Origin of the sequence: Floridaenema fluviatile BLCC-F154 (assembly GCF_041929135.1) — a bacterium.
GTDB lineage: Bacteria > Cyanobacteriota > Cyanobacteriia > Cyanobacteriales > Aerosakkonemataceae > Floridanema > Floridanema fluviatile.
The window spans coordinates 35,901-57,893 of record NZ_JBHFNS010000058.1 but is presented as its reverse complement, the minus strand read 5'-3'; the positions used below and the strand labels follow the sequence as shown (position 1 = coordinate 57,893).

At 39.2% G+C, this 21,993-nt stretch carries 22 protein-coding genes; all 22 read left to right on the top strand.

The genetic code is table 11. The features are described from left to right. Window positions 1–147: 147 nt before the first annotated feature. Window positions 148–777, top strand: coding sequence for a Uma2 family endonuclease (locus tag ACE1B6_RS14725; protein ID WP_413257995.1), 630 nt, complete (start codon window positions 148–150; stop codon window positions 775–777). A gap of 231 nt (window positions 778–1,008) precedes the next feature. Continuing rightward, a complete protein-coding gene (locus ACE1B6_RS14720) occupies window positions 1,009–1,842 on the top strand; it encodes an ABC transporter permease (protein ID WP_413257994.1) in 834 nt (277 codons plus the stop codon). Between the two features lie 15 nt (window positions 1,843–1,857). Then, window positions 1,858–3,144 (top strand): ABC transporter ATP-binding protein, encoded by a 1,287-nt coding sequence (locus ACE1B6_RS14715; RefSeq protein ID WP_413257993.1) that lies wholly within the window; start codon window positions 1,858–1,860, stop codon window positions 3,142–3,144. 153 nt (window positions 3,145–3,297) lie between these two features. After that, window positions 3,298–4,566, top strand: a complete 1,269-nt coding sequence (locus tag ACE1B6_RS14710; protein WP_413257992.1) for a glycosyltransferase family 4 protein — start codon at window positions 3,298–3,300, stop codon at window positions 4,564–4,566. Window positions 4,567–4,634: 68 nt separating this feature from the next. Continuing rightward, entirely contained in the window at window positions 4,635–5,894 is a 1,260-nt protein-coding gene (locus tag ACE1B6_RS14705; protein WP_413257991.1) for a glycosyltransferase family protein, read from the top strand. 69 nt (window positions 5,895–5,963) lie between these two features. After that, complete coding sequence (locus ACE1B6_RS14700; RefSeq protein ID WP_413257990.1) at window positions 5,964–6,902, top strand: NAD-dependent epimerase/dehydratase family protein; 939 nt, start codon at window positions 5,964–5,966, stop codon at window positions 6,900–6,902. Window positions 6,903–6,933: 31 nt separating this feature from the next. Further along, the gene (locus ACE1B6_RS14695) at window positions 6,934–7,677 is read left to right on the top strand and encodes a nucleotidyltransferase family protein (RefSeq protein WP_413257989.1); all 744 of its coding nucleotides are present in this window, start codon (window positions 6,934–6,936) and stop codon (window positions 7,675–7,677) included. Beyond that, window positions 7,674–8,255, top strand: coding sequence for a D-glycero-beta-D-manno-heptose 1,7-bisphosphate 7-phosphatase (gmhB, locus tag ACE1B6_RS14690; protein WP_413257988.1), 582 nt, complete (start codon window positions 7,674–7,676; stop codon window positions 8,253–8,255). Before ACE1B6_RS14695 ends, gmhB begins: the two co-directional genes overlap by 4 nt. Then, window positions 8,239–8,853 carry a D-sedoheptulose-7-phosphate isomerase gene (locus ACE1B6_RS14685; RefSeq protein ID WP_413257987.1) on the top strand — a complete coding sequence of 205 codons (615 nt, stop codon included), beginning with the start codon at window positions 8,239–8,241 and terminating at the stop codon, window positions 8,851–8,853. Before gmhB ends, ACE1B6_RS14685 begins: the two co-directional genes overlap by 17 nt. Further along, on the top strand, window positions 8,853–9,329 hold the full coding sequence (locus ACE1B6_RS14680; protein ID WP_413257986.1) for an NUDIX domain-containing protein: 477 nt from the start codon (window positions 8,853–8,855) through the stop codon (window positions 9,327–9,329). The genes ACE1B6_RS14685 and ACE1B6_RS14680 overlap by 1 nt, the downstream gene beginning before the upstream one ends. Window positions 9,330–9,391: 62 nt before the next feature. Next, on the top strand, window positions 9,392–10,456 hold the full coding sequence (locus ACE1B6_RS14675) for a GHMP family kinase ATP-binding protein (protein WP_413257985.1): 1,065 nt from the start codon (window positions 9,392–9,394) through the stop codon (window positions 10,454–10,456). Window positions 10,457–10,483: 27 nt separating this feature from the next. Then, window positions 10,484–11,473, top strand: coding sequence for a GDP-L-fucose synthase family protein (locus ACE1B6_RS14670; RefSeq protein ID WP_413257984.1), 990 nt, complete (start codon window positions 10,484–10,486; stop codon window positions 11,471–11,473). A 21-nt stretch (window positions 11,474–11,494) separates the two neighbouring features. Beyond that, on the top strand, window positions 11,495–12,433 hold the full coding sequence (locus tag ACE1B6_RS14665) for a thiamine pyrophosphate-dependent dehydrogenase E1 component subunit alpha (protein WP_413257983.1): 939 nt from the start codon (window positions 11,495–11,497) through the stop codon (window positions 12,431–12,433). Window positions 12,434–12,436: 3 nt separating this feature from the next. Next, window positions 12,437–13,483 (top strand): alpha-ketoacid dehydrogenase subunit beta, encoded by a 1,047-nt coding sequence (locus ACE1B6_RS14660; RefSeq protein WP_413257982.1) that lies wholly within the window; start codon window positions 12,437–12,439, stop codon window positions 13,481–13,483. Between the two features lie 47 nt (window positions 13,484–13,530). After that, complete coding sequence (locus ACE1B6_RS14655; RefSeq protein WP_459563034.1) at window positions 13,531–14,694, top strand: DegT/DnrJ/EryC1/StrS family aminotransferase; 1,164 nt, start codon at window positions 13,531–13,533, stop codon at window positions 14,692–14,694. 68 nt (window positions 14,695–14,762) lie between these two features. Then, on the top strand, window positions 14,763–16,268 hold the full coding sequence (locus tag ACE1B6_RS14650) for a B12-binding domain-containing radical SAM protein (RefSeq protein ID WP_413257980.1): 1,506 nt from the start codon (window positions 14,763–14,765) through the stop codon (window positions 16,266–16,268). Between the two features lie 102 nt (window positions 16,269–16,370). Further along, on the top strand, window positions 16,371–17,501 hold the full coding sequence (locus ACE1B6_RS14645; RefSeq protein WP_413257979.1) for a glycosyltransferase: 1,131 nt from the start codon (window positions 16,371–16,373) through the stop codon (window positions 17,499–17,501). Between the two features lie 75 nt (window positions 17,502–17,576). Next, complete coding sequence (gene rfbF, locus ACE1B6_RS14640) at window positions 17,577–18,344, top strand: glucose-1-phosphate cytidylyltransferase (protein ID WP_413257978.1); 768 nt, start codon at window positions 17,577–17,579, stop codon at window positions 18,342–18,344. A gap of 2 nt (window positions 18,345–18,346) precedes the next feature. Beyond that, window positions 18,347–19,330: a GDP-mannose 4,6-dehydratase gene (locus ACE1B6_RS14635; protein WP_413257977.1), complete on the top strand. Its 984-nt coding sequence runs from the start codon at window positions 18,347–18,349 to the stop codon at window positions 19,328–19,330. Between the two features lie 36 nt (window positions 19,331–19,366). Next, entirely contained in the window at window positions 19,367–19,816 is a 450-nt protein-coding gene (locus ACE1B6_RS14630; protein ID WP_413257976.1) for a dTDP-4-dehydrorhamnose 3,5-epimerase family protein, read from the top strand. Window positions 19,817–19,826: 10 nt separating this feature from the next. Further along, window positions 19,827–20,693, top strand: coding sequence for a dTDP-4-dehydrorhamnose reductase (rfbD, locus tag ACE1B6_RS14625; protein WP_413257975.1), 867 nt, complete (start codon window positions 19,827–19,829; stop codon window positions 20,691–20,693). Then, window positions 20,693–21,991 carry a protoporphyrinogen/coproporphyrinogen oxidase gene (locus tag ACE1B6_RS14620; RefSeq protein ID WP_413257974.1) on the top strand — a complete coding sequence of 433 codons (1,299 nt, stop codon included), beginning with the start codon at window positions 20,693–20,695 and terminating at the stop codon, window positions 21,989–21,991. Before rfbD ends, ACE1B6_RS14620 begins: the two co-directional genes overlap by 1 nt. The last annotated feature ends 2 nt before the right edge of the window (window positions 21,992–21,993 follow it).

The following is a 21,993-nucleotide window of genomic DNA, read 5'->3' as shown; positions in this document are numbered from 1 at the left end:
TCTTTTATTTTATCTCGAAGTTTGGGGGTTATTATCATCTTAAAATTAATAGGTTAAGTTTAAAAGCTAAAACATAATAGAAGATAGGATAGGTAAATTTGACGGAAAATTATTTTACAAACACTCAAAATCATCTAAAAAAGATATATGACTCAATCCCAAGCTGAACCCAAACTATACAGCTTTGATGAATTTATAAGCTGGTATCCAGAAAATTCTGAAGTCCGTTACGAACTGCATGATGGAGTAATTGTCGAAATGCCCAAGCCAAAGGGAAAACATTCAACTCTAACAGGTTCCCTAATCGAGCAACTATTGATTATTATTAGGCAGATGGACAAAGGTGGCATTTGGACTATTCCGAGAGAATCCATTGTTAAACCTAAACGCGATCGCTCCGGTTATGAACCAGATATTATTGTTTTGAATCAAGAAGTTCTGAAAGCTGAACCTCGATGGGAAAGCGAATCGATTATCCAAAATCCTGAGTCAATCAAATTAATTGTTGAAGTTGTTTCAAATAATTGGCGTGACGATTATTACAACAAACTTCGAGATTATGAAGAGATGGGAATTGAGGAATATTGGATTGTTGATTATGCAGCATTGGGAGGGAAAAAATTTATTGGTAACCCCAAGCAACCTACATTTTTTGTTTGTAATTTGGAGGAGGGAGAATATCAGATGAATCGATTTACAGAAAATACTCCGATTATTTCCCCGACTTTTCCTCAGTTCAACTTATCACCTCAGCAGGTTTTTGCGATCGCTCTGTAGGAAAGTTTTAATACTCATGTCTCTCAAAAGGATGCTATGTTATTGTGGGGTACGGAAACTTAGTCTGTTAATCAAGGAGCAAAACTATACAGAGTTTAATAATTTGTAGCTGGAATTGACTACTACGATCGGGTAGTAAGACTAGGGTTAACATAGCGATCGCTTTTCCTCTATACCCAGTGCATACCCACATAAACTTGACAAAAATGTTACTTATAATTTTTTACCTTTATGCCTTCTGAAGCTAAAACAGAGTTAATCATCGAAGCAGGTCGTACCGAAAAACAATATTGGAAAGACCTTTGGGGTTATCGGGAATTATTTTATTTTCTAGCGTGGCGAGATATATTAGTACGTTATAAACAAACAGCAATTGGTATTGCTTGGGCATTAATCCAGCCTTTCTTAACCATGATTGTATTTACCATAGTATTTGGACAGTTAGCCAAATTACCTAACCAAGGAGTACCTTATCCAATATTAGTTTTTGCGGCAATGTTGCCTTGGCAATTTTTTGCTAATTCCCTTTCGGGATGTAGCAACAGCTTAATTAATAATGCTAACTTAATTTCCAAAGTTTATTTTCCGCGATTAATTGTACCTGCTTCAGCGGTAATTGTTAGCTTTGTTGATTTTATGATTTCTGGCATGATCTTGCTAGGATTGATGATTTGGTATAACTTTGTACCTAGTTGGCGAATTCTGACCTTGCCGATGTTTATTGCGATCGCATTTGCCGCAGCAATGGGAGGAGGATTATGGTTAGCCGCTTTAAATGTCAAATACCGTGACTTTCGTTATCTAGTCCCCTTTATTGTTCAGTTTGGCTTATATATATCCCCAGTGGGTTTTAGTAGTAGTATAGTTCCCGAAAAATGGAGATTGTTGTATTCTTTAAATCCAATGGTAGGTGTAATTGATGGCTTTCGTTGGGCGATCTTAGGAGGAAACGTGCAAATTTATTGGCCTGGATTTCTCCTTTCTTTAGGATTAGTTATACTATTACTTGTTAGTGGAATTTGGCACTTTCGCAAAACGGAACGTACATTTGCTGATGTAATATAGGCGGGAAATAAAAGCGTGTCTGATCCTGTAATTCGAGTCGAAAATTTAGGAAAAAAATATATTATTGGGCATCAAAAGCAGCAAAATTACAAAACTTTGCGCGATGCCATTGCTGAAAAAGCAATTTCATTAAAAAAGCAATTATTGAAACCATTAGGAAACAATATCGACGATCGAAATCGAAAAGAATTTTGGGCATTAACCAATGTTTCTTTTGAAATTAAACAAGGTGAAGTCGTTGGTATTATTGGTCGTAACGGAGCCGGAAAGTCAACTCTGTTAAAAATTTTAAGCCGCATTACTGAACCTACTAAAGGACGTATTTACATTAAAGGAAAAGTTTCCAGCCTTTTGGAAGTAGGCACAGGTTTTCATCCAGAGCTTACGGGAATAGAAAACATTTACCTCAATGGCGCTATCTTGGGTATGAGTAAGGCTGAAATAAAAAGAAAATTTGACGAAATTGTAGCCTTTGCAGAGGTAGAAAAATTTCTGTATACGCCAGTGAAATATTACTCAAGTGGGATGTATGTAAGGCTAGCATTTGCCGTAGCTGCCCACTTGCAACCAGAAATTCTTCTTGTAGATGAAGTATTAGCAGTAGGGGATATTGAATTTCAAAAAAAATGTATTGGCAAGATGGAAAAAGTAGCAGAAGAAGGAAGGACTGTACTGGTGGTGAGTCACAGCATGAGTACAGTAAAAGCACTGTGTTCTAAGGCAGTGCTTCTCGAACAAGGACAAGTAAAGGCAATAGGTCTAGTTGATTGTGTGATTCGTGAATACCTGAATTTCAATCAAGCAGATACAGCAGAAAAAATTGTTAAAGATGAGGATCATTTAACAGGAATTAGTAAACTAAGGGTGCAAAAAATTAGGCTAATTAATAGTGTATCTAACCTGTTTCGCGTCTATTGGCAACAACCAATTTCCATATCTTTGGATATAGAAGTTTTTGAGCAAATTGAGGAAGTCGCTTTTGGAGCAGGGATTAGGACAATAGATGGAACTCATGTCTATACTGTCCATCATGATGATAACGGAACTCATCAACTTTGGAAATTTGAACCTGGAGAGTACAGCATAGAATTCACACTAGAAAATTCTTTAAGACCTGGCTTATATAAGCTGCATATAGGAGCAGATCAAGGACACACTTCTAGCAAGAATATATGTTGGCTAGATATAATAAATGTGGAAATCTTGGATCATAGCGAAAATGGAGAAGTACCATTACAAAATAACTCTGGAATAGTTATAGGCAATTCAACGTGGAAAGCACCAAAAATTTTCACAGGTTAATTCATCAAGACTAAGTAAAAAATTAATACAGAATCAATAAGGTTATGGAATAAAATAAATTATTTTAATAGCCGCACCGAAGAGCAGGAACAACTAACGAGATCTGATACTTCTATTCCCCATTACTAATTTTCATCACATAAACAGTAATTTATGAAACAAGACATGAAGAGTCACGGCAACCCTATAAAAGTATTTTACGCTGGTTCTTTACCTAAGTTTGGTTCAGTTGGTACTCATCCTCAGTTTGGTCATCTTGCCAGTCCACCATCGGGTTATGAATTTGTCAATTCTGGTGTTTTGCGATCGGGTAATTTACCTCATTTAGCAGCTTCATCTCTCAAATTTTTTGGATATGCTCTTACCAAAGGTGCTAAACCAGACGATATAATTAATTTTATTAAAACCAGAGGTTTGCGAACCCAATTACAAGTTCCTTTAGATGTCCAGTTAGCTTTTTTACCAACTTGGCCTTATATAGTTAACCAACTTCCGTGGGTGGTAGAAATAGAAGATGCTACTACCCTTTTTGCGCCTTTAATGGCAGTTGGAGGAACTAGAACCATAGAAGATTTCGACGATTGCCCGTTATATAAAACGGTAAAAGCCTTAATGGAATCAGATGATTGTAGGGGAATTATTTCTCATGTAAAATCTACCGCAGATGGGATACCAGTTTTATTTAAAAATGAGGCGTTAAAGAAGAAAGTTACCCATATTCCCTTGGGAGTCAAACTGCCAGATTTGATAGTGCCGAGTCATCAAAAAGATGATGAGACGATAAACATTTTATTTACAAATTCATGGCATCAAGGGACGGATAACTTTTACTTAAGAGGAGGTCTTGATTTATTGGAAGCATTTTCAATTTTGTGTAAAAAATATTCAAATATTAGGTTAATTATTAGAAGTAGAATTCCATCGGATTTAAATGAATATTATAACAATTTAATTATAGATAACTGGAGAATAAAGGTAATTGACCAGTTTATCCCAAATAGCTGTATGCAAAAGATTTTGGCAGATACGAGTATTTATGTTTTGCCATCAGCCCGTCTTCATGTTGTTGCTATTTTACAAGCGATGGCAAATGCTATTCCTGTAATTGTTTCTGATGGTTGGGGAATTCAGGAATATGTTGAGGATGGTTGGAATGGCATAGTTGTGAAAGGAAGATATGGTAAATCATCTTGGATGGATGAACAGAAAGGTATAATAAGAGAAAATCACCAATCTCTTTTTTCGGGAGATCCTGCTGTCGTTAATAATTTAGTTGAGGCATTTTCTAGATTAATTGAAAATCCAGATTTACGGAAACAACTAGGACAAAATGCGCGGAAAGATGTGGAACTAAAATTTTCGCTTACTAATTGGAATGACGGTCTAAAAAAAGCGTTCGATCGAGCGATGACCAGAGCATAAAAAATAAAGGATTAGTGAGTAAGCAGGTCGAGGTTTTGCTAATCATGCTTGAATCTTAAAATTGACAAATGGTAAAAGATAATTGCCGGATTATGTTCAAAAATTCAATCAAAAAAATACTAGGAGAAAAAACAGTAGATTTTGCTAAAAAAATTGTAGTTGAAATTAATTACTTAATCTTTGAAGTTTGGTTAATTAGGTGGCAGTTTATTTTATTAATGTTATTCAAGGAGCAAAAATGGGATAGAAGAAGCGAATCAAAGTTAAGTTTTAGGAAAATAGAGAGTACAGACGACAGAAATATTGCTCGAAATATAAGAAGTACAAATTCAGAGAAAATTAAACCGAGGATATTGTTCGTGACCGAAAAATGGTGTGACTGTAATCCAAATTCAGGGATTACAAATAGCGAACATAATTTATTTGGTTCTCTAGAAGCATCTGATTTGGCAACTCAAGATCGGTTGCACTTTGACGAATATTATTATAAATATAACCGATCGGCCGATCGAGCTTTGTTAGAAAAATGTTTAGAATTTCAACCAAGTCTAATTGTAATAACTTGGTTGCCTGAGGGTTCTATTTTCAATCCCAAATGGGAAACACTCAGATTAATCAAAAGTAAATTAAAAATACCGATTGTAGCAATTTGGTTTGAATCTATATCAAAATCTTTGAATATGAATATAGCTGAAAAACTTTTACCTTTAGTAGATCTAAACATAGTTTTAGATTCAACTACAGCTTACTTAGAAGCAACGAATAATCCAGAAAAATATCTTCCTTTGTGGACACCACAAGATCCGAGGATTTTTTATAATTCCGATCGAGAACGAGATATCGATATTAGTTTTGTCGGCAGTATTCATAGACAGAATGACACCGAGAGGCGAAATGGTATAGCTGCGTTGAAAGCTGAAGGGATACAAGTATTTCAGGCAGGAGGTCAGAGAGAAAATAGACTTTCAGTAGATGAATATGCTGAAATTATTAGAAGATCAAAAATTACTTTGAACTTCAGCAATGTTGGTTATGATAATACAGGTGGACCAACAGTACAATGTAAAGGTAGGGTATTTGAAGCTACTCTTTCTGGTGCGATGTTATTAGAATCAGAAAATTCGGAAACAGCTAAATGGTTGGAACCTATGGTTGATTATGTACCATTTAGAGATACTGCTGATTTGGTAGAAAAAGCCAAATATTATTTAGAAAACCACTCAGAGAGGGAAGAAATAGCTGCTAGAGGGTATAAGACAGCAATGGAAAAATATACAGCAGATAAGTTTTGGAAAAGTGTATTCGATCGCGTATTAGGCAAAGATTAAGAATGTGCTTGCTCTAAGTGATTAAGATACTGTTTAATTAGACTGTCAATAATATTAAAAGGCTAAACGATGAGTTCAAAAGTTCTGGTTACTGGTGCGGCAGGTTATTTAGGTTCGATATTGTGCGAACATTTACTGTTGGCGGGATATCAGGTAACAGCGATCGATAACCTAATGTACGGACAAAATTCTTTATTTCATCTTTGTGCTAATCCAGCTTTTGATTTTGTGCGTGGCGATGCACGGAATAAAGAATTAATGCAAAGTTTAATCGAAAAAGCTGATGCGATTATCCCGCTGGCAGCAATTGTTGGTGCCCCTGCTTGTGAACGCGATCCTTGGTTAGCAAAATCAGTTAACCTAGAAGCAATTCAATTAATTAACAATTTACGGAGTCCGCAACAATTAGTGATTTACCCTACAACTAATAGCGGTTATGGTACAAAAACAGGTGACACTTATTGTACTGAAGATACTCCCTTGGAACCGATTTCTTTGTATGGGCAAACTAAAGTACAGGCGGAAATAGAAGTTTTAGATACTGCCAACAGTATAACTTTAAGGTTAGCGACAGTTTTTGGGATGTCTCCGCGGATGCGGCTAGATTTGTTGGTGAATCACTTCGTTTATGCAGCAGTTACAGATGGATATCTGGTGTTGTTTGAAAAGGATTTCAAACGAAATTATATCCATATTCGAGATGTGGCAGATTGCATGATCTACTGCATTGAGAATTCGGAAAAGATGGTAGGAAAAGCTTACAATGCTGGGTTAGATGCGGCTAATTTGTCTAAGGAAGAATTGGCATTGAAAGTAAAAGAGTATGTGCCTAATTATTACATTCATTTTGCTCCTATAGGCAGCGATCCAGATAAGCGTAATTACATTGTGTCGAATCAACGCTTGCGGGAAGCAGGATTTGAGGCTAAGCGATCGCTTGATGATGGCATTAAAGAATTACTCAAAGGGTATCGAATGATGGGACGGTCTATATTCAAAAATGTTTAGTTAGTAACGCAACTGATGCAAGTCAATTTTGATGGTTAATCTTAATGTGTTAACATCCAAAGATTTAGCAGGAGTGACAGCAACGATCCTAGCCGGAGGGCTAGGAACTCGTTTGCGATCGGTAGTTGTCGATCGCCCAAAAACCTTAGCCAAAATTGGCGATCGTCCCTTCTTAACTTACCTATTGGAAAAGTTAGCTGCCACCGAAATCAAAAATGTAGTTTTGTGTATCGGATACTTGGGAGAACAGATCGAGACTATCTTTGGTAACAGCTATAAAAGCCTTAACCTTTTTTACTCACAAGAAACTTCACCTTTAGGAACTGGTGGAGCATTACGTTTAGCACTGCCGCTGGTTAAATCCGATTCGATACTGGTAATGAATGGGGACTCTTTTTGTGATGCTTCCTTGAGCGATTTTTTTTCCGACTATTGCCAGCAAAAAGCTGAAGTTAGCTTACTTTTAACTCAAGTATCCGACACCAGTCGCTATGGGCAAGTAAAACTGGATACGAATGGTAAGTTGATCAGTTTTGCAGAAAAAGCAAATAGCAGTGGATCTGGCTGGATTAACGCCGGAATTTATCTTATAAAAAGGCAAAAAGTCCAAGAAATTCCCGAAAACAGGTTTGTATCCCTAGAGAAAGAAATGTTTCCGACTTGGATTGAGTCGGGTATCTACGGCTACCAAGCCAGCGGACGTTTTATTGACATTGGAACACCTGAAAGTTACGCTCAAGCAGAAAATTTCTTTGCTGCTCACAAATCAGAATGAAATCAAAACCTTTTGTATTGCTAGACCGGGACGGCACGATTATTGTAGAGCGCCATTATCTATCCGATCCAGCCCAGGTAGAGTTAATTCCTGGTGCTGCTAGAGGTTTGCGGAAAATGCAAAAAATGGGGCTAGGCTTAGCGGCGATTACCAATCAGTCTGGCATTGGTCGAGGCTACTTTTCTCTGGCACGCTTAACAGAAATTCATCAAAGAATGTGCCAACTGCTAGCAGTAGAAGGTGTAGATTTAGACCAGATTTATTATTGTCCCCATAGACCAGAGGATAATTGTCAGTGTCGAAAACCTCTTACAGGTATGGTACAGCTAGCAGCCAAAGAATTAGGATTTGACCCGCAACGTAGCTTTGTCATTGGTGATAAACCATGCGATATTCAGTTGGGTCAAAAAGTGGGAGCAACAACTTTTTTGGTCAAGACAGGTTATGGTGCGGCGATCGCAGCTGAAGGTACAGTTACTCCAGATTACATAGTCGATGATTTAGAGGAAGCCGCAAACAAAATCGAGTTTCTTATTTTTCAATCACAGAGGATTATTACAGATGCAGCTAAAGGTTGAGCATCTTTGTCAGAAGGCAGAAAACCACTTACGCCAAAGCGCCGCAGTTAAACAACTGGTTGTAGAAAAATGCTTAAATTCGATAGTAGAAGCAGCCTGTTTAATTGCAGATACATTCCAGTTAGGTAACAAACTGCTGTTATGCGGGAATGGAGGTAGCGCCGCTGATTGTCAGCACATGGCATCAGAACTGGTTTCTAGATTAACCAAAGATTTCGATCGCCCTGGACTCCCAGCGATCGCTCTTACCACCGATACTTCCTACTTAACTGCTTTTGCCAACGACTGCGGTTTTGAGGGAGTATTTGAGCGACAGATCCAAGCACTCGGTCAACCCGGAGATGTGTTAATTGGTATCAGTACTAGCGGCAATTCCCCGAATATTATCCGCGCCATTAAAACAGCGAAAGCCTTAAATATGAAGACGATCGCAATTACTGGCAACAATGGCGGACTACTTTCAGGAATAGTTGATGTTGCCATTGTAGTACCCAGTCCAGATACTCAGTATATTCAAGAAAGCCATATTGCGATCGAACATATCCTGTGCGGCTTAGTTGAGTATCAACTATTTGGTGACGGAGGAAAACTCTATTAATGAATCTTATCGTAGAAAAGATGTACGCCAAAAAAACTGCTGATGCAAATACTCGCATTAGAGTTGGCGTTGGTGTCATCATCCAAGACCCACGCGGCTATATCTTACTAGAAAAAAGGAGTGATTGTGGCTGGTGGGGGCTACCGGGAGGCAGAATTGAGCCAGGAGAATCGATCGACCAAGCAGCGATTAGAGAAGTCAAAGAAGAAACTGGATTAAACGTAGAAATTACCCAGCTACTAGGAGTTTATTCCCAGCCAGAAAACCGAATCGTCACCTTTTTAGATAACGGAGATGTAGTTCACCTAGTAGATATTTTGGTGAAAGCCAAAATTTTGGGAGGCGAAATTTCTTGTAGCAGTGAAAGTGAAGCCTTACAATTTTTCGATCCTGTAGCTTTACCTTTAGAAGTAGTACCACCTGCTAGGCAACCCTTGCAAGACTTTATCGCCAAAGAAAGTGGTATCATCCGCTAACTTGGCAAAAATCCCCTAAAATTTACCTGTCTTTAGGATCGATTACCCTTTAAAAACTAACTATGATTATCAGCAGAACTCCATTTAGAGTGTCATTTTTTGGCGGAGGAACAGACTATCCAGCATGGTATCGCGCACATGGAGGTGCTGTGCTAGCTACAACGATCGACAAATACTGCTATCTAACTTGTCGGTATTTACCACCATTTTTCGAGCATCGACTGCGAATAGTTTACTCCCAAATCGAGAATTGCCAAACCATTGACGAAATTTCCCATCCAGCAGTTAGAGAAACTTTACGCTATCTGAAGATCGATCGAGGAATAGAAATTCACCACGACGGAGATTTACCCGCCCGCAGCGGTATGGGATCGAGTTCCGCTTTTACCGTTGGATTGCTGCACGCATTATACGCTCTACTAGGTAAAATGCCCAGCAAACAACAGCTAGCTCAAGAAAGTATTTATATCGAACAAGAATCTTTAAAAGAAACAGTTGGTTCCCAAGATCAAGTTTTAGCTGCTTATGGTGGTTTGAACCACGTTACATTTTTACCAAACGGGGAAATTTCTGTCAGACCAATTACCCTCAATCAAGAACGCATTCAGGAACTAAACTCCAATTTAATGCTGTTCTACACAGGCATCAAACGTACTGCATCAGATGTAGCTGGCTCTTATGTAAATGACATTGAAGCCAAAAGACGGCAGTTACGGATTATGAAAGACTTGGTAGAAGAGAGTATCAGCATTTTGAATAGTGGACAAGACCTCAAAGGTTTTGGCGAATTGCTACACGAAGCTTGGCAAGCTAAACGCTCCTTGAGTAAAACAGTTTCTAATTCTAGCGTGGACGAGCTTTACGAACAGGCTAGATCGGCAGGCGCGATTGGAGGTAAGCTCACAGGCGCTGGTGGGGGCGGCTTTTTGTTGCTTTTTGTTCCTCCTGAAAAGCAATTAAAAGTGAGAGAAAACCTGAATAAATTAATTCACGTCCCATTCAAATTTGAATTTTCCGGCAGTCAAATTATCTTCTACGAACCCCAAGAAGACTACTCCGCTTTAGAAGAACTGCGTGCTCAACAGTCAGTTGAAGCATTTAAAGAACTGACCTTAGTTCAGTCCTAAAAAGAAGATTTAATCAGGAGGAGTAAATTGGAAAAAAATGCCAAAATCTATGTTGCTGGAGGCAGTACCCTAATCGGATCGGCGATTTTGCGGCAACTAAAAAAGCAGGGATATACCAATATTGTGGGAATTCCACCAGAAGAACCAGAGCTTACGAATGCCTTGGCTGTAGAAAAGTTTTTTGCTGAGAATGCTCCTGAATATGTATTTTTAGCAGCAGGTAAATCGGGTGGGATTCAAGCTAACCAAAAATACCCAGCCGAATTGATGCTGGATAATTTGTTGGTAGAAACTCACATTATTAACAATAGCTATCGCTATGAAGTGAAGAAGCTACTTTACCTAGCGAGTTCTTGTAGCTATCCAAAACTTTGCCCTCAACCGATGCGTCCTGAATTCTTGCTAACTGGCACACTGGAACCTACTAACGAAGCTTATGCTTTAGCCAAGATTGCCGGAATTAAATTGTGCCAAGCATATCATCAGCAATACGGAGTAAATTTTATTAGCGGGATACCAGCTAATTCTTTTGGTATTGGTGATGATTTTAGTTTGGAAGATTCTCATGTGATTCCCGCACTAATTCTGAAAATGCACCAAGCGAAAATTCAGCAAGCAGAGACAGTAGAAATTTGGGGAACAGGTTCTCCCAGGAGGGAATTTATCTTTGCGGATGATGTGGCAGATGGTTGCATTTTCATCATGGCAAAATATCACGATCCAACTACGCCGATTAATATTGCAGGTGGCGAAGATGTTTCGATTAAGGAACTGGCAGAGTTAATCAAACAAGTAGTTGGCTATCAAGGAAAATTGCGTTTTGATAGCAGCAAACCAGATGGTATGCCTCTTAAGGCTCTAGATGCGAGCGAGATTACAGAGTTGGGTTGGGGGCTGCAAACTCCTTTTGTGTCAGCTTTGAGAGCAACTTATGAATGGTTTCTTTCCCTTGCTGAATCAGGGGAGACAAACAGTGCGGTAGAATTGGCAATTGCTAGTTCTCAGTCTAAAGTCTAAAGTTTAAAATCCCAAATTACGATGTACGAACAGTTCTATAGATCTTTATACCGAATTCGGCGGGTGGAAGAAGAAATCGCCAAGATTTACCCGACGGATAAAATCAAGAGTCCAGTGCATCTTTCCATCGGACAAGAAGCGGTGTCGGTGGGAGTATGTGAGGCGCTACGTTCTGATGATGTTGTTTTTGGTACTTATAGAGGTCACGCCGTTTACTTGGCGAAAGGCGGTGACTTGAAGCAGATGATTGCTGAGTTGTACGGTAAGGCTACTGGGTGCGCTAAAGGTAAAGGTGGCTCGATGCACCTGATTGATACTGCTGCTAATGTGATGGGAGCGTCAGCAGTGGTAGGAACGACGATCGCCAATGCGATCGGATATGCTTATGCTTTAAAGTACCAGCAAAAAGATTCGATCGTGGTGAGTTTTTTTGGTGATGGTGCAGTAGATGAGGGGGTTTTTCACGAAAGTATGAACTTTGCGGCGCTGAAAAAGTTGCCGATCGTTTTTATCTGTGAAAATAACTCTTACGCGATTCATACTCACCAAAGACAAAGACAGTTTTTGACTAATGTTTGCGATCGCGCCAGCAGCTACGGCATCCCCGCTGAAACAATCGAAGATAATGTTTTGCAACTCTACGAAAAAGTCAGTGCCGCAGTAGCAGCCCTACGTGCCGGAGAGCCTGGGCCATTTTTCTTTGAGTGCTTAACTTACCGCTGGAAAGAGCACGTTGGTCCAAATGAGGATTTTCATTTAGGTTATCGCACTCAGGAAGAGGCGCAACCTTGGCTCGATAATGACCAAGTGAAACGCTTGGCGGCGCTAGTGGCAGTAGAAAAGCGTCAAGCGATCGAAACAGAAGTAGAATCGGAAATTCAGGAAGCTTTTAACTTTGCTGAAGCTAGTCCTTTTCCCGAATCTAGCGAATTATTTACCGATGTCTTTAAGGAAAACTAAAATATGGATCGCACTCTATCTTATGTAGAGGCCGTGCGTGAGGCAACCGACCAGGAAATGGAACGGGATGCTTCAGTAATTGTATTTGGTCTGGATGTTGACGACCCGAAAGCTATTCAGGGAACGACTCGCGGTTTACTGGAAAAATATGGATCGGAAAGGGTATTTGGTACGCCGCTGTCGGAAGATGCTATGACAGGTGCGGCGATCGGAATGGCACTAGCAGGAATGCGACCGATCCACGTTCATATCCGCATGGATTTCTTAATGCTGGCAATGAACCAGTTAATTAACGTAGCCGCCAAAAGCCACTATATGTATGGTGGACAGGTATCTGTCCCGATCGTAGTTCGTTCGATGATTGGGAAAAGCTGGGGACAAGGGGCGCAGCACTCTCAAGGATTGTATTCTTTTTTCATGCACGTTCCTGGTTTAAAAGTAGTTGCACCAACTACGCCCTACGATGCTAAAGGTTGTCTGATTGCTGCGATCCGCGACGATAATCCGGTAATGTATGTAGAACACCGCATTTTACACTTCCAAAAAGGCTTAGTCCCAGAGGAGGCTTATACGGTGAATCCGGGACAAGCAAGGATTACAGCCCGGGGTGAAGATATCACTTTGGTCGGTATTTCTTTTATGCAGATTGAATGTCTGCGGGCACAACGTTATTTGGAATCTGTTGGCGTAAGTGCTGAGGTGATCGATCCGATTTGGTTAAGTCCGCTAGATATTGATACGATCGCCGCATCAGTAGAAAAAACCGGGCGTTTGTGCGTGGTGGATAATGGCTGGACTACCTGCGGTGCGAGTGCGGAAATTGTTGCCCAAGTCACAGAACGTTTGCAAGGAAAGCGGGATATTCAGGTGCGACGTTTGGGTTTTGCCCCGGTTACTTGTCCTACTACCCCCAATTTAGAAGCAGATTACTATCCCAATGGGCAAACTATTGCCGCTGCTGCTTACGATTTGGTAGCTGGGGCGACAAAAAACTGGCTACCAGAGGAACGGCAAGATTTAAAAGATATTGAATTTAAAGGGCCTTTTTAATGAATCAACAAGCGATCGTGTCAAGAAAAAATCTAGATTGGCCCTTGATGCAAAATAATATTTCCAGGGCTGATTTAGACTCGGTGATTGAGTTTTTGCAACAAGACGATCCGATATTAACTCAATCAAAACAAGTTAAAGCATTTGAGCAAGAGTGGTCAAATTGGCTAGGGGTTAAATACAGTGTTTTTATTAATTCTGGCTCTTCAGCTAATTTAATTACGATGTCTACCCTTAGAGAAACTTATGGTTTGGGGGAAATTATCGTTCCAACTTTAACTTGGGTTTCTGATATTGCTTCGGTAATTCAATGCGGTTTTAAACCCGTATTTGTCGATATCAATCCCCGGACATTGGGAATGGATATTGACCAAGTAATTGAGAAAATTACTCCTGAAACTAAAGCGGTTTTTTTAACTCATGTTTTGGGTTACAACGGGTTGAATCAGCGTTTATTGGATGAGTTAGAATCGCGTCAAATTCCTTTGATTGAGGATGTCTGTGAATCTTACGGAGCGACTTTCAACGAACGCAAACTTGGGGCATTTGGGTTGATGTCTAATTTCTCTTTTTATTATGCTCATCATTTGAGTACGATCGAAGGAGGAATGGTTTCAACTAATGACCCGGATTTGTATCAAACTCTGCGGATGTTTCGCTCTCATGGCATGGTGAGGGAATCTACTTCCGATGAGTTGAAAAAATCATATTGGGAAAAATATCCAGACCTCAATCCAGATTTTATTTTTGCTTTTCCGTCATACAACGTGCGGAGTACGGAAATTAACGCGATTATGGGGCGATCGCAATTAAAGCGGTTGGATGAAAACAACAAAATTAGAACTGAAAATCTGCATTTATTTCTGGAAAATCTAGACCCAGAAAAATATCGGACTGATTTTGCCACTGAAGGCAGTTGTAACTACGCTTTTACTCTGATTCTCAAAGAACCTAATCCGGTACTTTGTGAAACTGTGATGAAAACTATGCGCGAATGTGGAGTTGAATTTCGCCGCGGAACTGCTGGCGGTGGAAATCAGCTACGACAACCATATTTGCGAAAGTTAGTTGGGGAAAATGAATGGAAAAATTATCCCCAAGTAGACCACGTACACTTTTATGGTTTTTATATTGGGAATTATCCCGATTTACCCCAGGATAAAATTTTAAAGCTCTGTCAGATTCTCAACGAACTACCGAGCAATTCTTAGGAAAGTTTTTCAATCATTATAATGATTGACCAATTTAACGTTGTAACTTGTCAAATTAGGAAACAACGATGGCTAACAAAAAAGAGTTGGACTTAGTACTTATTAATCCGGGAAATCGTACCCAGATTTATCAATCTCTTGGTTCTACGGTTTCTGCGATCGAACCGCCAGTTTGGGCAGGTTTAATGGCTACTTTTGTGCGTAACAAAGGGTTTTCTGTAGCAATTATTGATGCCACAGCCGATGAATTAACACCTAGCCAAACTGCGGAACGAGTTGCTGAATTGAATCCAGTATTAACCGCAGTAGTTGTTTACGGTCAACAGCCTTCTGCTTCTACTCAGGTAATGGCAGGAGCAAGTGCTGTTTGTACAGCAATTAAACAAGATTATCCCGAACAGAAAGTAATTTTAGTAGGGGGTCATGTAGCTTCTTTACCAGAACGAAGTTTACGGGAAGAAGATGCTGACTTTATCGCTGGTGGTGAAGGTTTGTACACCATGCTAGAACTAATTCAAGCTTTAAAATCAGACCAGCCAGACTTTAGCAAAGTGCGTGGTTTATGGTACTTAGACGGGAAAGAAGCCAAAACAAATCCTGCGGCTCCATTGTTAATGAATGTAGCAGAAGAAATGCCAGGAATTGCTTGGGATTTGTTACCGATGCACAAATATCGGGCGCATAATTGGCACTGTTTTGGTGATTTGCAGCGCCAACCTTATGCCTCAATTTACACTTCCCTTGGCTGTCCATTCCATTGCAGTTTTTGTTGTATTCAAGCACCTTTTAAGAGTGGAGAAAGCGAGTTAGGATATAAATCATTTACTAATAGCTATCGGTTATGGAGTCCGCAAGCAGTAATTAAGGAAATTGACACGCTAGTGAATAAGTATGGCGTGCGAAATATCAAGATTGCGGATGAAATGTTTGTCTTGAATCCTAAGCACGTTTTAGGGATTTGCGATTTAATTATTGAGCGGGGTTATAAGCTGAATATTTGGGCTTATGCTCGTGTGGATACAGTCCGAGAGGATATGCTGGACAAGCTAAAACGAGCAGGAGTTAATTGGTTAGCTTTTGGGATTGAAGCAGCGAGCGATCGAGTTCGGAATGACGTACAAAAAGGCATCGACCAAAATGATGTCTACAAGACTTTGGATAAAGTCAGGGCAGCTGGGATAAATATAATTGGTAACTATATATTTGGTTTGCCAGAAGATGACCTAGAAACTATGCAGGCAACTCTGGATTTAGCCCTGGAACTTAATTGCGAGTTTGCCAATTTTTATTCAGCGATGGCTTATCCGGGTTCCCAACTTTATGATATGGCAATAAAAGAAGGTTGGTCATTACCAAAAACTTGGTCTGGTTATTCTCAGCATTCGGTGGATACTTTACCTTTACCAACTAAGTATTTATCTGCATCTGAGGTATTGCGCTTTCGCGATCGGGCTTTTCAAATATATTTCAACAGCCCCAAATATTTGGAAATGATTACCCAAAAGTTTGGCGTGGAAACGGCAGAACATATCCGCCAAACTACATCTCACAAACTAGAAAGAGCTTACGCCTAGTTTGTCTGCTGTAATAGTTAGTGATTAATCTTTTTCCTATTAATCACTAACTATAAATAAGATGACCAAAGAATTGATTAAAACAAACTGGACTAACATAAAGTGTCAAAAAATTCATCAAATGCTTACTTGCAGAAAAAGTCTAAGTTAAGAGTCCTACTGATTGCTTTGGAATACACTTATTGGGGGGTGGCGCGACATCAATCTTATGCTAGTTATCTTGGTCTTGAGGAAGGATTTTATGCCAATGGAGTAGAGTTTTTTACTATCACTACTCCTTGGTTAAACCGAGCAAAAGAAATTTGTGCGGGAAAAAAGTTCGATCAAGTTTGGGTGGAACTTTTTCATTCTCCTCCTGATGAAGCATGGATGGAATGGCTTTCCAGCGTAGCACCAGTCCGCCTTGGCTTGGTATCAGAATCTATTTGGCACAATTCTGACGAGTATGGATATCAAATAATAGAAAAACGCGACAGTATCACTAATTGGCTGAATTATATTACTCATTTGGCTGTCAGCGATGAGAAAGATGTAGAAGAGATAAAAATGAAGGGAATTGTGCCTGTAATTTGGTGGACACAAGCGATTCCAGAGCGATTTATCACAGATGAAGTTGCTATATCACCGGAAAATTATGGGGTTTTTTGTGGTTCTCTTGCTTATCAGGAGCGACTAAATTGGTTAGAACATCCAGAATTGCAAGGGTTGTTGATTCGTCAATCATCATCTGAAGATGGCACTTTATATCCTGCGGTTTTTAACAAACTGCATCGTGCAGTCGGTATTTTTTTGAAGACTAAGTTGCCTGGTGAGACAAGTATTCTTCCTGTATATCTCTACTTGCTAAGACATATCCGTAGACAATGTTTTGCTTTATGGCTAAAGCAAATGCAGATAGGTTGCGCGGTAGTCCAGTTGCCAACTTATTTCAAAGCTTACTCAGGAAGGGTATTTGAGGGTATGGCAGCAGGACGGCCTGTGATTAGCTGGGAAGTTCCCGATCGCCTGGAAACTAAATCTTTATTTGAGGATGGCAAAGAGATTCTTCTTTACTCGCCAAAAGATCCTTCAGAGCTAGGGGATCATATACAACGCCTGATCAAGGAACCAGATTTTGGCAAATATCTTGTAGAAAATGCCCGTCGTAAACTTAGGCATTTCCACACTGTAGAAAAAAGAGTAAATCAGATTTTGAATTGGATCGAAAATGGTGAAAATCCTCTATATTATTAAATCGAAGGAATCGCCCTTTACTGAGTGTTTTTTTGATAATTAAACCCTATAAATTAACAATATAAATATAGGAACATGAAAGTAGTAATTTTGGCTGGTGGACTGGGAACGCGCTTATCGGAAGAAACAAGTATTAAACCAAAACCGATGGTGGAAATAGGCGGAAAACCTCTTTTATGGCATATTATGAATATATATGCTAATTTTGCACATAAAGAATTTTTTGTTGCTCTAGGATATAAAGGTGAAGTAGTTAAAAATTACTTTTTAAACTATTATTACTTACGAAACAATTTTACAATTAACTTAGCCAAAGGCAGCATAGAAGTTTATGATGAATCCCCGGAAGATTGGGTGATTAACTTGATAGATACAGGTGCTAATACAGAAACAGGAGGTCGCCTAAAAAGACTAACTTCCTGGATTGGTAAAGAAACATTTATGATGACCTACGGAGATGGAGTTGCTAACATTGATATTCCGCAATTAATAGAGTTTCACCGTCAACATGGTAAGCTAGCAACTGTGACCGCAGTACGTCCGCCTGCTCGATTTGGAGGAATCATTTTTGATGGAGATAATGTGATCAGATTTCTGGAAAAGCCGCAAATTGGAGAGGGTTGGATTAATGGAGGATTTTTTGTCCTTGAACCAGAAGTGCTAGACTATATTGCAGGTGATGAAACTTTTTTTGAAAGAGAACCTTTAGAAAAATTAGCCGAAGATGGACAGTTAGTAGCTTATCGTCATAATGATTTTTGGCAGTGTATGGATACGCTGCGAGATGTTAAGTTATTAGAAACTTTGTGGCAAACCAAAAATGCACCTTGGAAAGTGTGGTAATTATGAGTTCTGAATTTTGGGATGGTCGTCGAGTTTTTGTGACTGGTGCAACGGGAATTGTCGGTTCTTGGTTGGTAAAAGAACTGTTAGAAAAAGGTGCAAATGTAATAGCTTTAATTCGTGATGCCGATCCCCAATCAGAGCTTTATCGCAGTGGAGATATTAATAAGATTTCTGTAGTTAATGGAAGCTTGGAGGATTTTTCTACTCTCAAAAGAGCCATCAACGAGCAGGAAATAGAAACTGTTTTTCATTTAGGCGCACAAACTATTGTGGGAGCAGCATATCGCGATCCTTTCCATACTTTTGAAGTGAATATTCGGGGAACTTATAATTTATTAGAAGCTTGTAGATTACATCCTGATTTGGTGAAGCGAGTAGTGGTTGCTTCTAGTGATAAAGCTTACGGAGATAGCGAAATTCTGCCCTATACAGAAGATATGCCTCCTTTAGGAAAACACCCTTATGATGTATCGAAATCTTGTACGGATTTAATTGCTCAGAGCTATTATCATACTTATAAATTGCCAGTGGCGATCACTCGTTGTGGCAATATTTATGGGGGTGGAGATTTAAATTGGAGCCGAATTGTACCGGGAACAATTCGAGCTTTTTTGACAGGTAATCGCCCAATTATTCGCAGTGATGGAACTTATGTAAGGGATTATATTTATGTTAAGGATGTGGTGCAAGCATATATGTGTTTGGCAGAATGCTTAGATGATGTTAACGTGCAGGGTGAAGCATTTAATTTTAGTATGGAATCACCCCTAACTGTACTAGAATTAGTCAAAAGTATTCAAAAGTTAATGGGTTGTTTAGATGTGGAATTAGATATTCGTAATCAGGTGCGTGCGGAGATTCATTCTCAATATCTGGCGGCAGAAAAAGCAAGGAACTTGTTGTTGTGGAAACCGAAATTTAGTTTAGAAACAGGATTGGGGGAGGCGATCGCATGGTATAAAGAATTTCTCACACAAAATTAAACTCAAACTTGTTTTTATTATTGGTTAATACTGAACATGATAGACGGCGTTTTAGTTCATTCTCTGCGACAAATTCCCGACGAACGGGGTAAAGTGATGCACATGATGCGTTGCGATGCTCCACATTTCGAGCAATTTGGCGAAATCTATTTTTCTGTGGTTTACCCTAATGTAATTAAGGGATGGCACTTGCATAAAGAAATGACTCTAAATTATGCTGTAGTGTCAGGCATGATTAAGTTAGTATTGTACGACGATCGCGCCAACTCACCCACAAAAGGAGAATTGCAAGAACTTTTTATTGGAGAATCAAACTATTGTTTAGTCCGCATTCCTCCCGGAATTTGGAACGGTTTTAAAGGAATTGGAGTCACACCAGCAATTGTGGCAAACTGCTCTACAATTCCCCATTATCCAGATGAAATTGTGCGACTCGATCCGTTTGACGATTCTATCCCTTACGATTGGGAACTAAAGCATAGATAAAGGAGAATTAATGAAAGTAATTGTTACAGGCGCAGAAGGTATGCTGGGAAGCGATTTATGCGATGTATTTCAAAATAGTGGGATTGAGGCGATCGGATTTTCCCGAAATCAATTAGATATTTGTGAACTCGACAAAGTTAAACAAATAATCACTTCTGAAAAACCGCATTGTGTTATTCATACAGCAGCAATCACTAACGTTGATGAATGTCAAAAGAACCAGGCATTAGCTCATTCTGTAAACACAATTGGTACTTGGAATGTTGCTCTTGGTTGTAAAAAAGCAAATGCAATATTAGTTTATATTAGTAGCTGTGGAGTGTTTGATGGAACCAAAGGAGAACCCTACACAGAAATAGATCAACCAGCGCCTCGCACCCATTATCATCAGAGCAAATATTTAGGCGAACAAATTGTTTCTCAATTATGCCAAGATTATTTTATTGTTCGTCCTGGTTGGTTATTTGGTGGTAAAGCGTCCCACAGACGAAATTTTGTCGAAGCTAGACGAAAGGAAGCAATTGCTAAACCTAAAATAGTGAGTGCAAAAGATAAATTTGGTTCTCCTACTTACACTGCTGATTTAGCGAAACAATTGGTTGATTTGATTCAATCAGAAGCTTTTGGTTTGTACCATATTGCTAATGTAGGATTTGCTTCTCGTTATGAATATGTCAATAAAATTGTGCAATTGTTGGATTTAAAAACTGAAGTTTATCCTGTTGGTTCTGATGCTTTTGTCCGTCCTGCACCAGTACCAGCTTGGGAAGCATTGGATAATTTTTATTTAAAAATGAGAAATTTACTACAAATGCGTTCTTGGGAAGATTCCCTAGAAGATTACATAAAAAATCGCCTTTTATTAGAGGTGAATTAATGCCACAAATTGTTGTTTTAGGTGCTGGTTTAGCTGGGTTAGCCGCAGGACAACGCGCTCGTCAATTGGGTTGTCAAGTTGATTTATATGAAAAAAACAATTGTGTAGGGGGTCATGCTCATAGCCATGAATTAAATGGGTTTGTGTTTGATGAAGGACCACATATATCCTTTACTAAAAATAGTGAAATTAAGGATTTATTTGCTAAAGCAGTTAATGATAAGTTTATCGAACAAGATGCTAGTGTGACTAACTACTGGCAAGGTTATTGGGTGCGACATCCGGCTCAATGCAATTTATATGGTTTACCCATAGATATAGTAGAGCGTTGTATTGTTGATTTTGTTAAAGCTCAATACGAAACAGAAAATTCGATTAAAACTTATGCAGATTGGTGTTATCAAGGATTAGGAAAAACCTTTAGCGAGGAATTTACTTTTCGCTATACACGCAAATATTGGACAACCGAAGCTAGGAATATGTCTACTGATTGGGTAGGGCAAAGAATGTACCCGCCGAAGTTAGAAGAAGTTGTTCGAGGTGCGCTGGCTTTTCATGATGAAAAATATCACTATTTAACTCGGTTTCGTTACCCTTTAAATGGTGGCTTTGGAGCTTATGTAAATGCTGTGGCAAATGGGCAATCAGTTAATTTAAATTGTGAATTAGTCAGCATAGATTTGCTGCGCCGAGAGTTGGAGTTTGCTAATGGGAAAAAAGCTGATTTTGAGGTGCTAATCTCTTCCTTACCTTTGCCAGAATTAATTTGTAGAATTAAGGATGTACCTGCACAAGTAGCAACCGCAGCACAAAATTTGATTTGTACTTCTTTGGTTGTAGTAAATGTGGGAATAGAACGGGATGAAGAATTTCCTGATGCTCACTGGATGTATGTTTATGATGAAGATGTTATTTTTTCTCGGGTTAATTTTCCTCATCGTTTATCACCGAATAATGTGCCTTCTGGTTGCGGTAGTATTCAGCTTGAAGTTTATCATTCAAAATATTCTCCGCTATCATGCAATGATGTGTTGAATCGCACGATCGAGGACATGAATAAAATTGGTTTGCTAAGTAAAAGCGATCGCATTCTCGTTGCTCAAGAACAACGAATTCCCTATGCAAATGTTTTATTCGACTTAAATCGGGCAGCTAACTTAGCGATCGTACAAAACTATTTAACAGAGCAAGGAATTATCTGTTGCGGTCGCTATGGAGAATGGGCATACTATTGGACTGACGATAGTATTTTAAGTGGTTGGCAAGCCGCCAAGAAAGCAACTCAAGTAAGATTATGAAG

Excerpts from the sequence above, each read along its gene's own strand:
- ACE1B6_RS14725 (WP_413257995.1), top strand. The coding sequence starts at position 148 with ATGACTCAATCCCAAGCTGAACCCAAACTATACAGCTTTGATGAATTT.
- ACE1B6_RS14720 (WP_413257994.1), top strand. The coding sequence starts at position 1,009 with ATGCCTTCTGAAGCTAAAACAGAGTTAATCATCGAAGCAGGTCGTACC.
- ACE1B6_RS14710 (WP_413257992.1), top strand. The coding sequence starts at position 3,298 with ATGAAACAAGACATGAAGAGTCACGGCAACCCTATAAAAGTATTTTAC.
- ACE1B6_RS14705 (WP_413257991.1), top strand. The coding sequence starts at position 4,635 with ATGGTAAAAGATAATTGCCGGATTATGTTCAAAAATTCAATCAAAAAA.
- ACE1B6_RS14700 (WP_413257990.1), top strand. The coding sequence starts at position 5,964 with ATGAGTTCAAAAGTTCTGGTTACTGGTGCGGCAGGTTATTTAGGTTCG.
- ACE1B6_RS14695 (WP_413257989.1), top strand. The coding sequence starts at position 6,934 with ATGGTTAATCTTAATGTGTTAACATCCAAAGATTTAGCAGGAGTGACA.
- gmhB (WP_413257988.1), top strand. The coding sequence starts at position 7,674 with ATGAAATCAAAACCTTTTGTATTGCTAGACCGGGACGGCACGATTATT.
- ACE1B6_RS14685 (WP_413257987.1), top strand. The coding sequence starts at position 8,239 with ATGCAGCTAAAGGTTGAGCATCTTTGTCAGAAGGCAGAAAACCACTTA.
- ACE1B6_RS14680 (WP_413257986.1), top strand. The coding sequence starts at position 8,853 with ATGAATCTTATCGTAGAAAAGATGTACGCCAAAAAAACTGCTGATGCA.
- ACE1B6_RS14675 (WP_413257985.1), top strand. The coding sequence starts at position 9,392 with ATGATTATCAGCAGAACTCCATTTAGAGTGTCATTTTTTGGCGGAGGA.
- ACE1B6_RS14665 (WP_413257983.1), top strand. The coding sequence starts at position 11,495 with ATGTACGAACAGTTCTATAGATCTTTATACCGAATTCGGCGGGTGGAA.
- ACE1B6_RS14660 (WP_413257982.1), top strand. The coding sequence starts at position 12,437 with ATGGATCGCACTCTATCTTATGTAGAGGCCGTGCGTGAGGCAACCGAC.
- ACE1B6_RS14655 (WP_459563034.1), top strand. The coding sequence starts at position 13,531 with ATGCAAAATAATATTTCCAGGGCTGATTTAGACTCGGTGATTGAGTTT.
- ACE1B6_RS14650 (WP_413257980.1), top strand. The coding sequence starts at position 14,763 with ATGGCTAACAAAAAAGAGTTGGACTTAGTACTTATTAATCCGGGAAAT.
- rfbF (WP_413257978.1), top strand. The coding sequence starts at position 17,577 with ATGAAAGTAGTAATTTTGGCTGGTGGACTGGGAACGCGCTTATCGGAA.
- ACE1B6_RS14635 (WP_413257977.1), top strand. The coding sequence starts at position 18,347 with ATGAGTTCTGAATTTTGGGATGGTCGTCGAGTTTTTGTGACTGGTGCA.
- ACE1B6_RS14630 (WP_413257976.1), top strand. The coding sequence starts at position 19,367 with ATGATAGACGGCGTTTTAGTTCATTCTCTGCGACAAATTCCCGACGAA.
- rfbD (WP_413257975.1), top strand. The coding sequence starts at position 19,827 with ATGAAAGTAATTGTTACAGGCGCAGAAGGTATGCTGGGAAGCGATTTA.
- ACE1B6_RS14620 (WP_413257974.1), top strand. The coding sequence starts at position 20,693 with ATGCCACAAATTGTTGTTTTAGGTGCTGGTTTAGCTGGGTTAGCCGCA.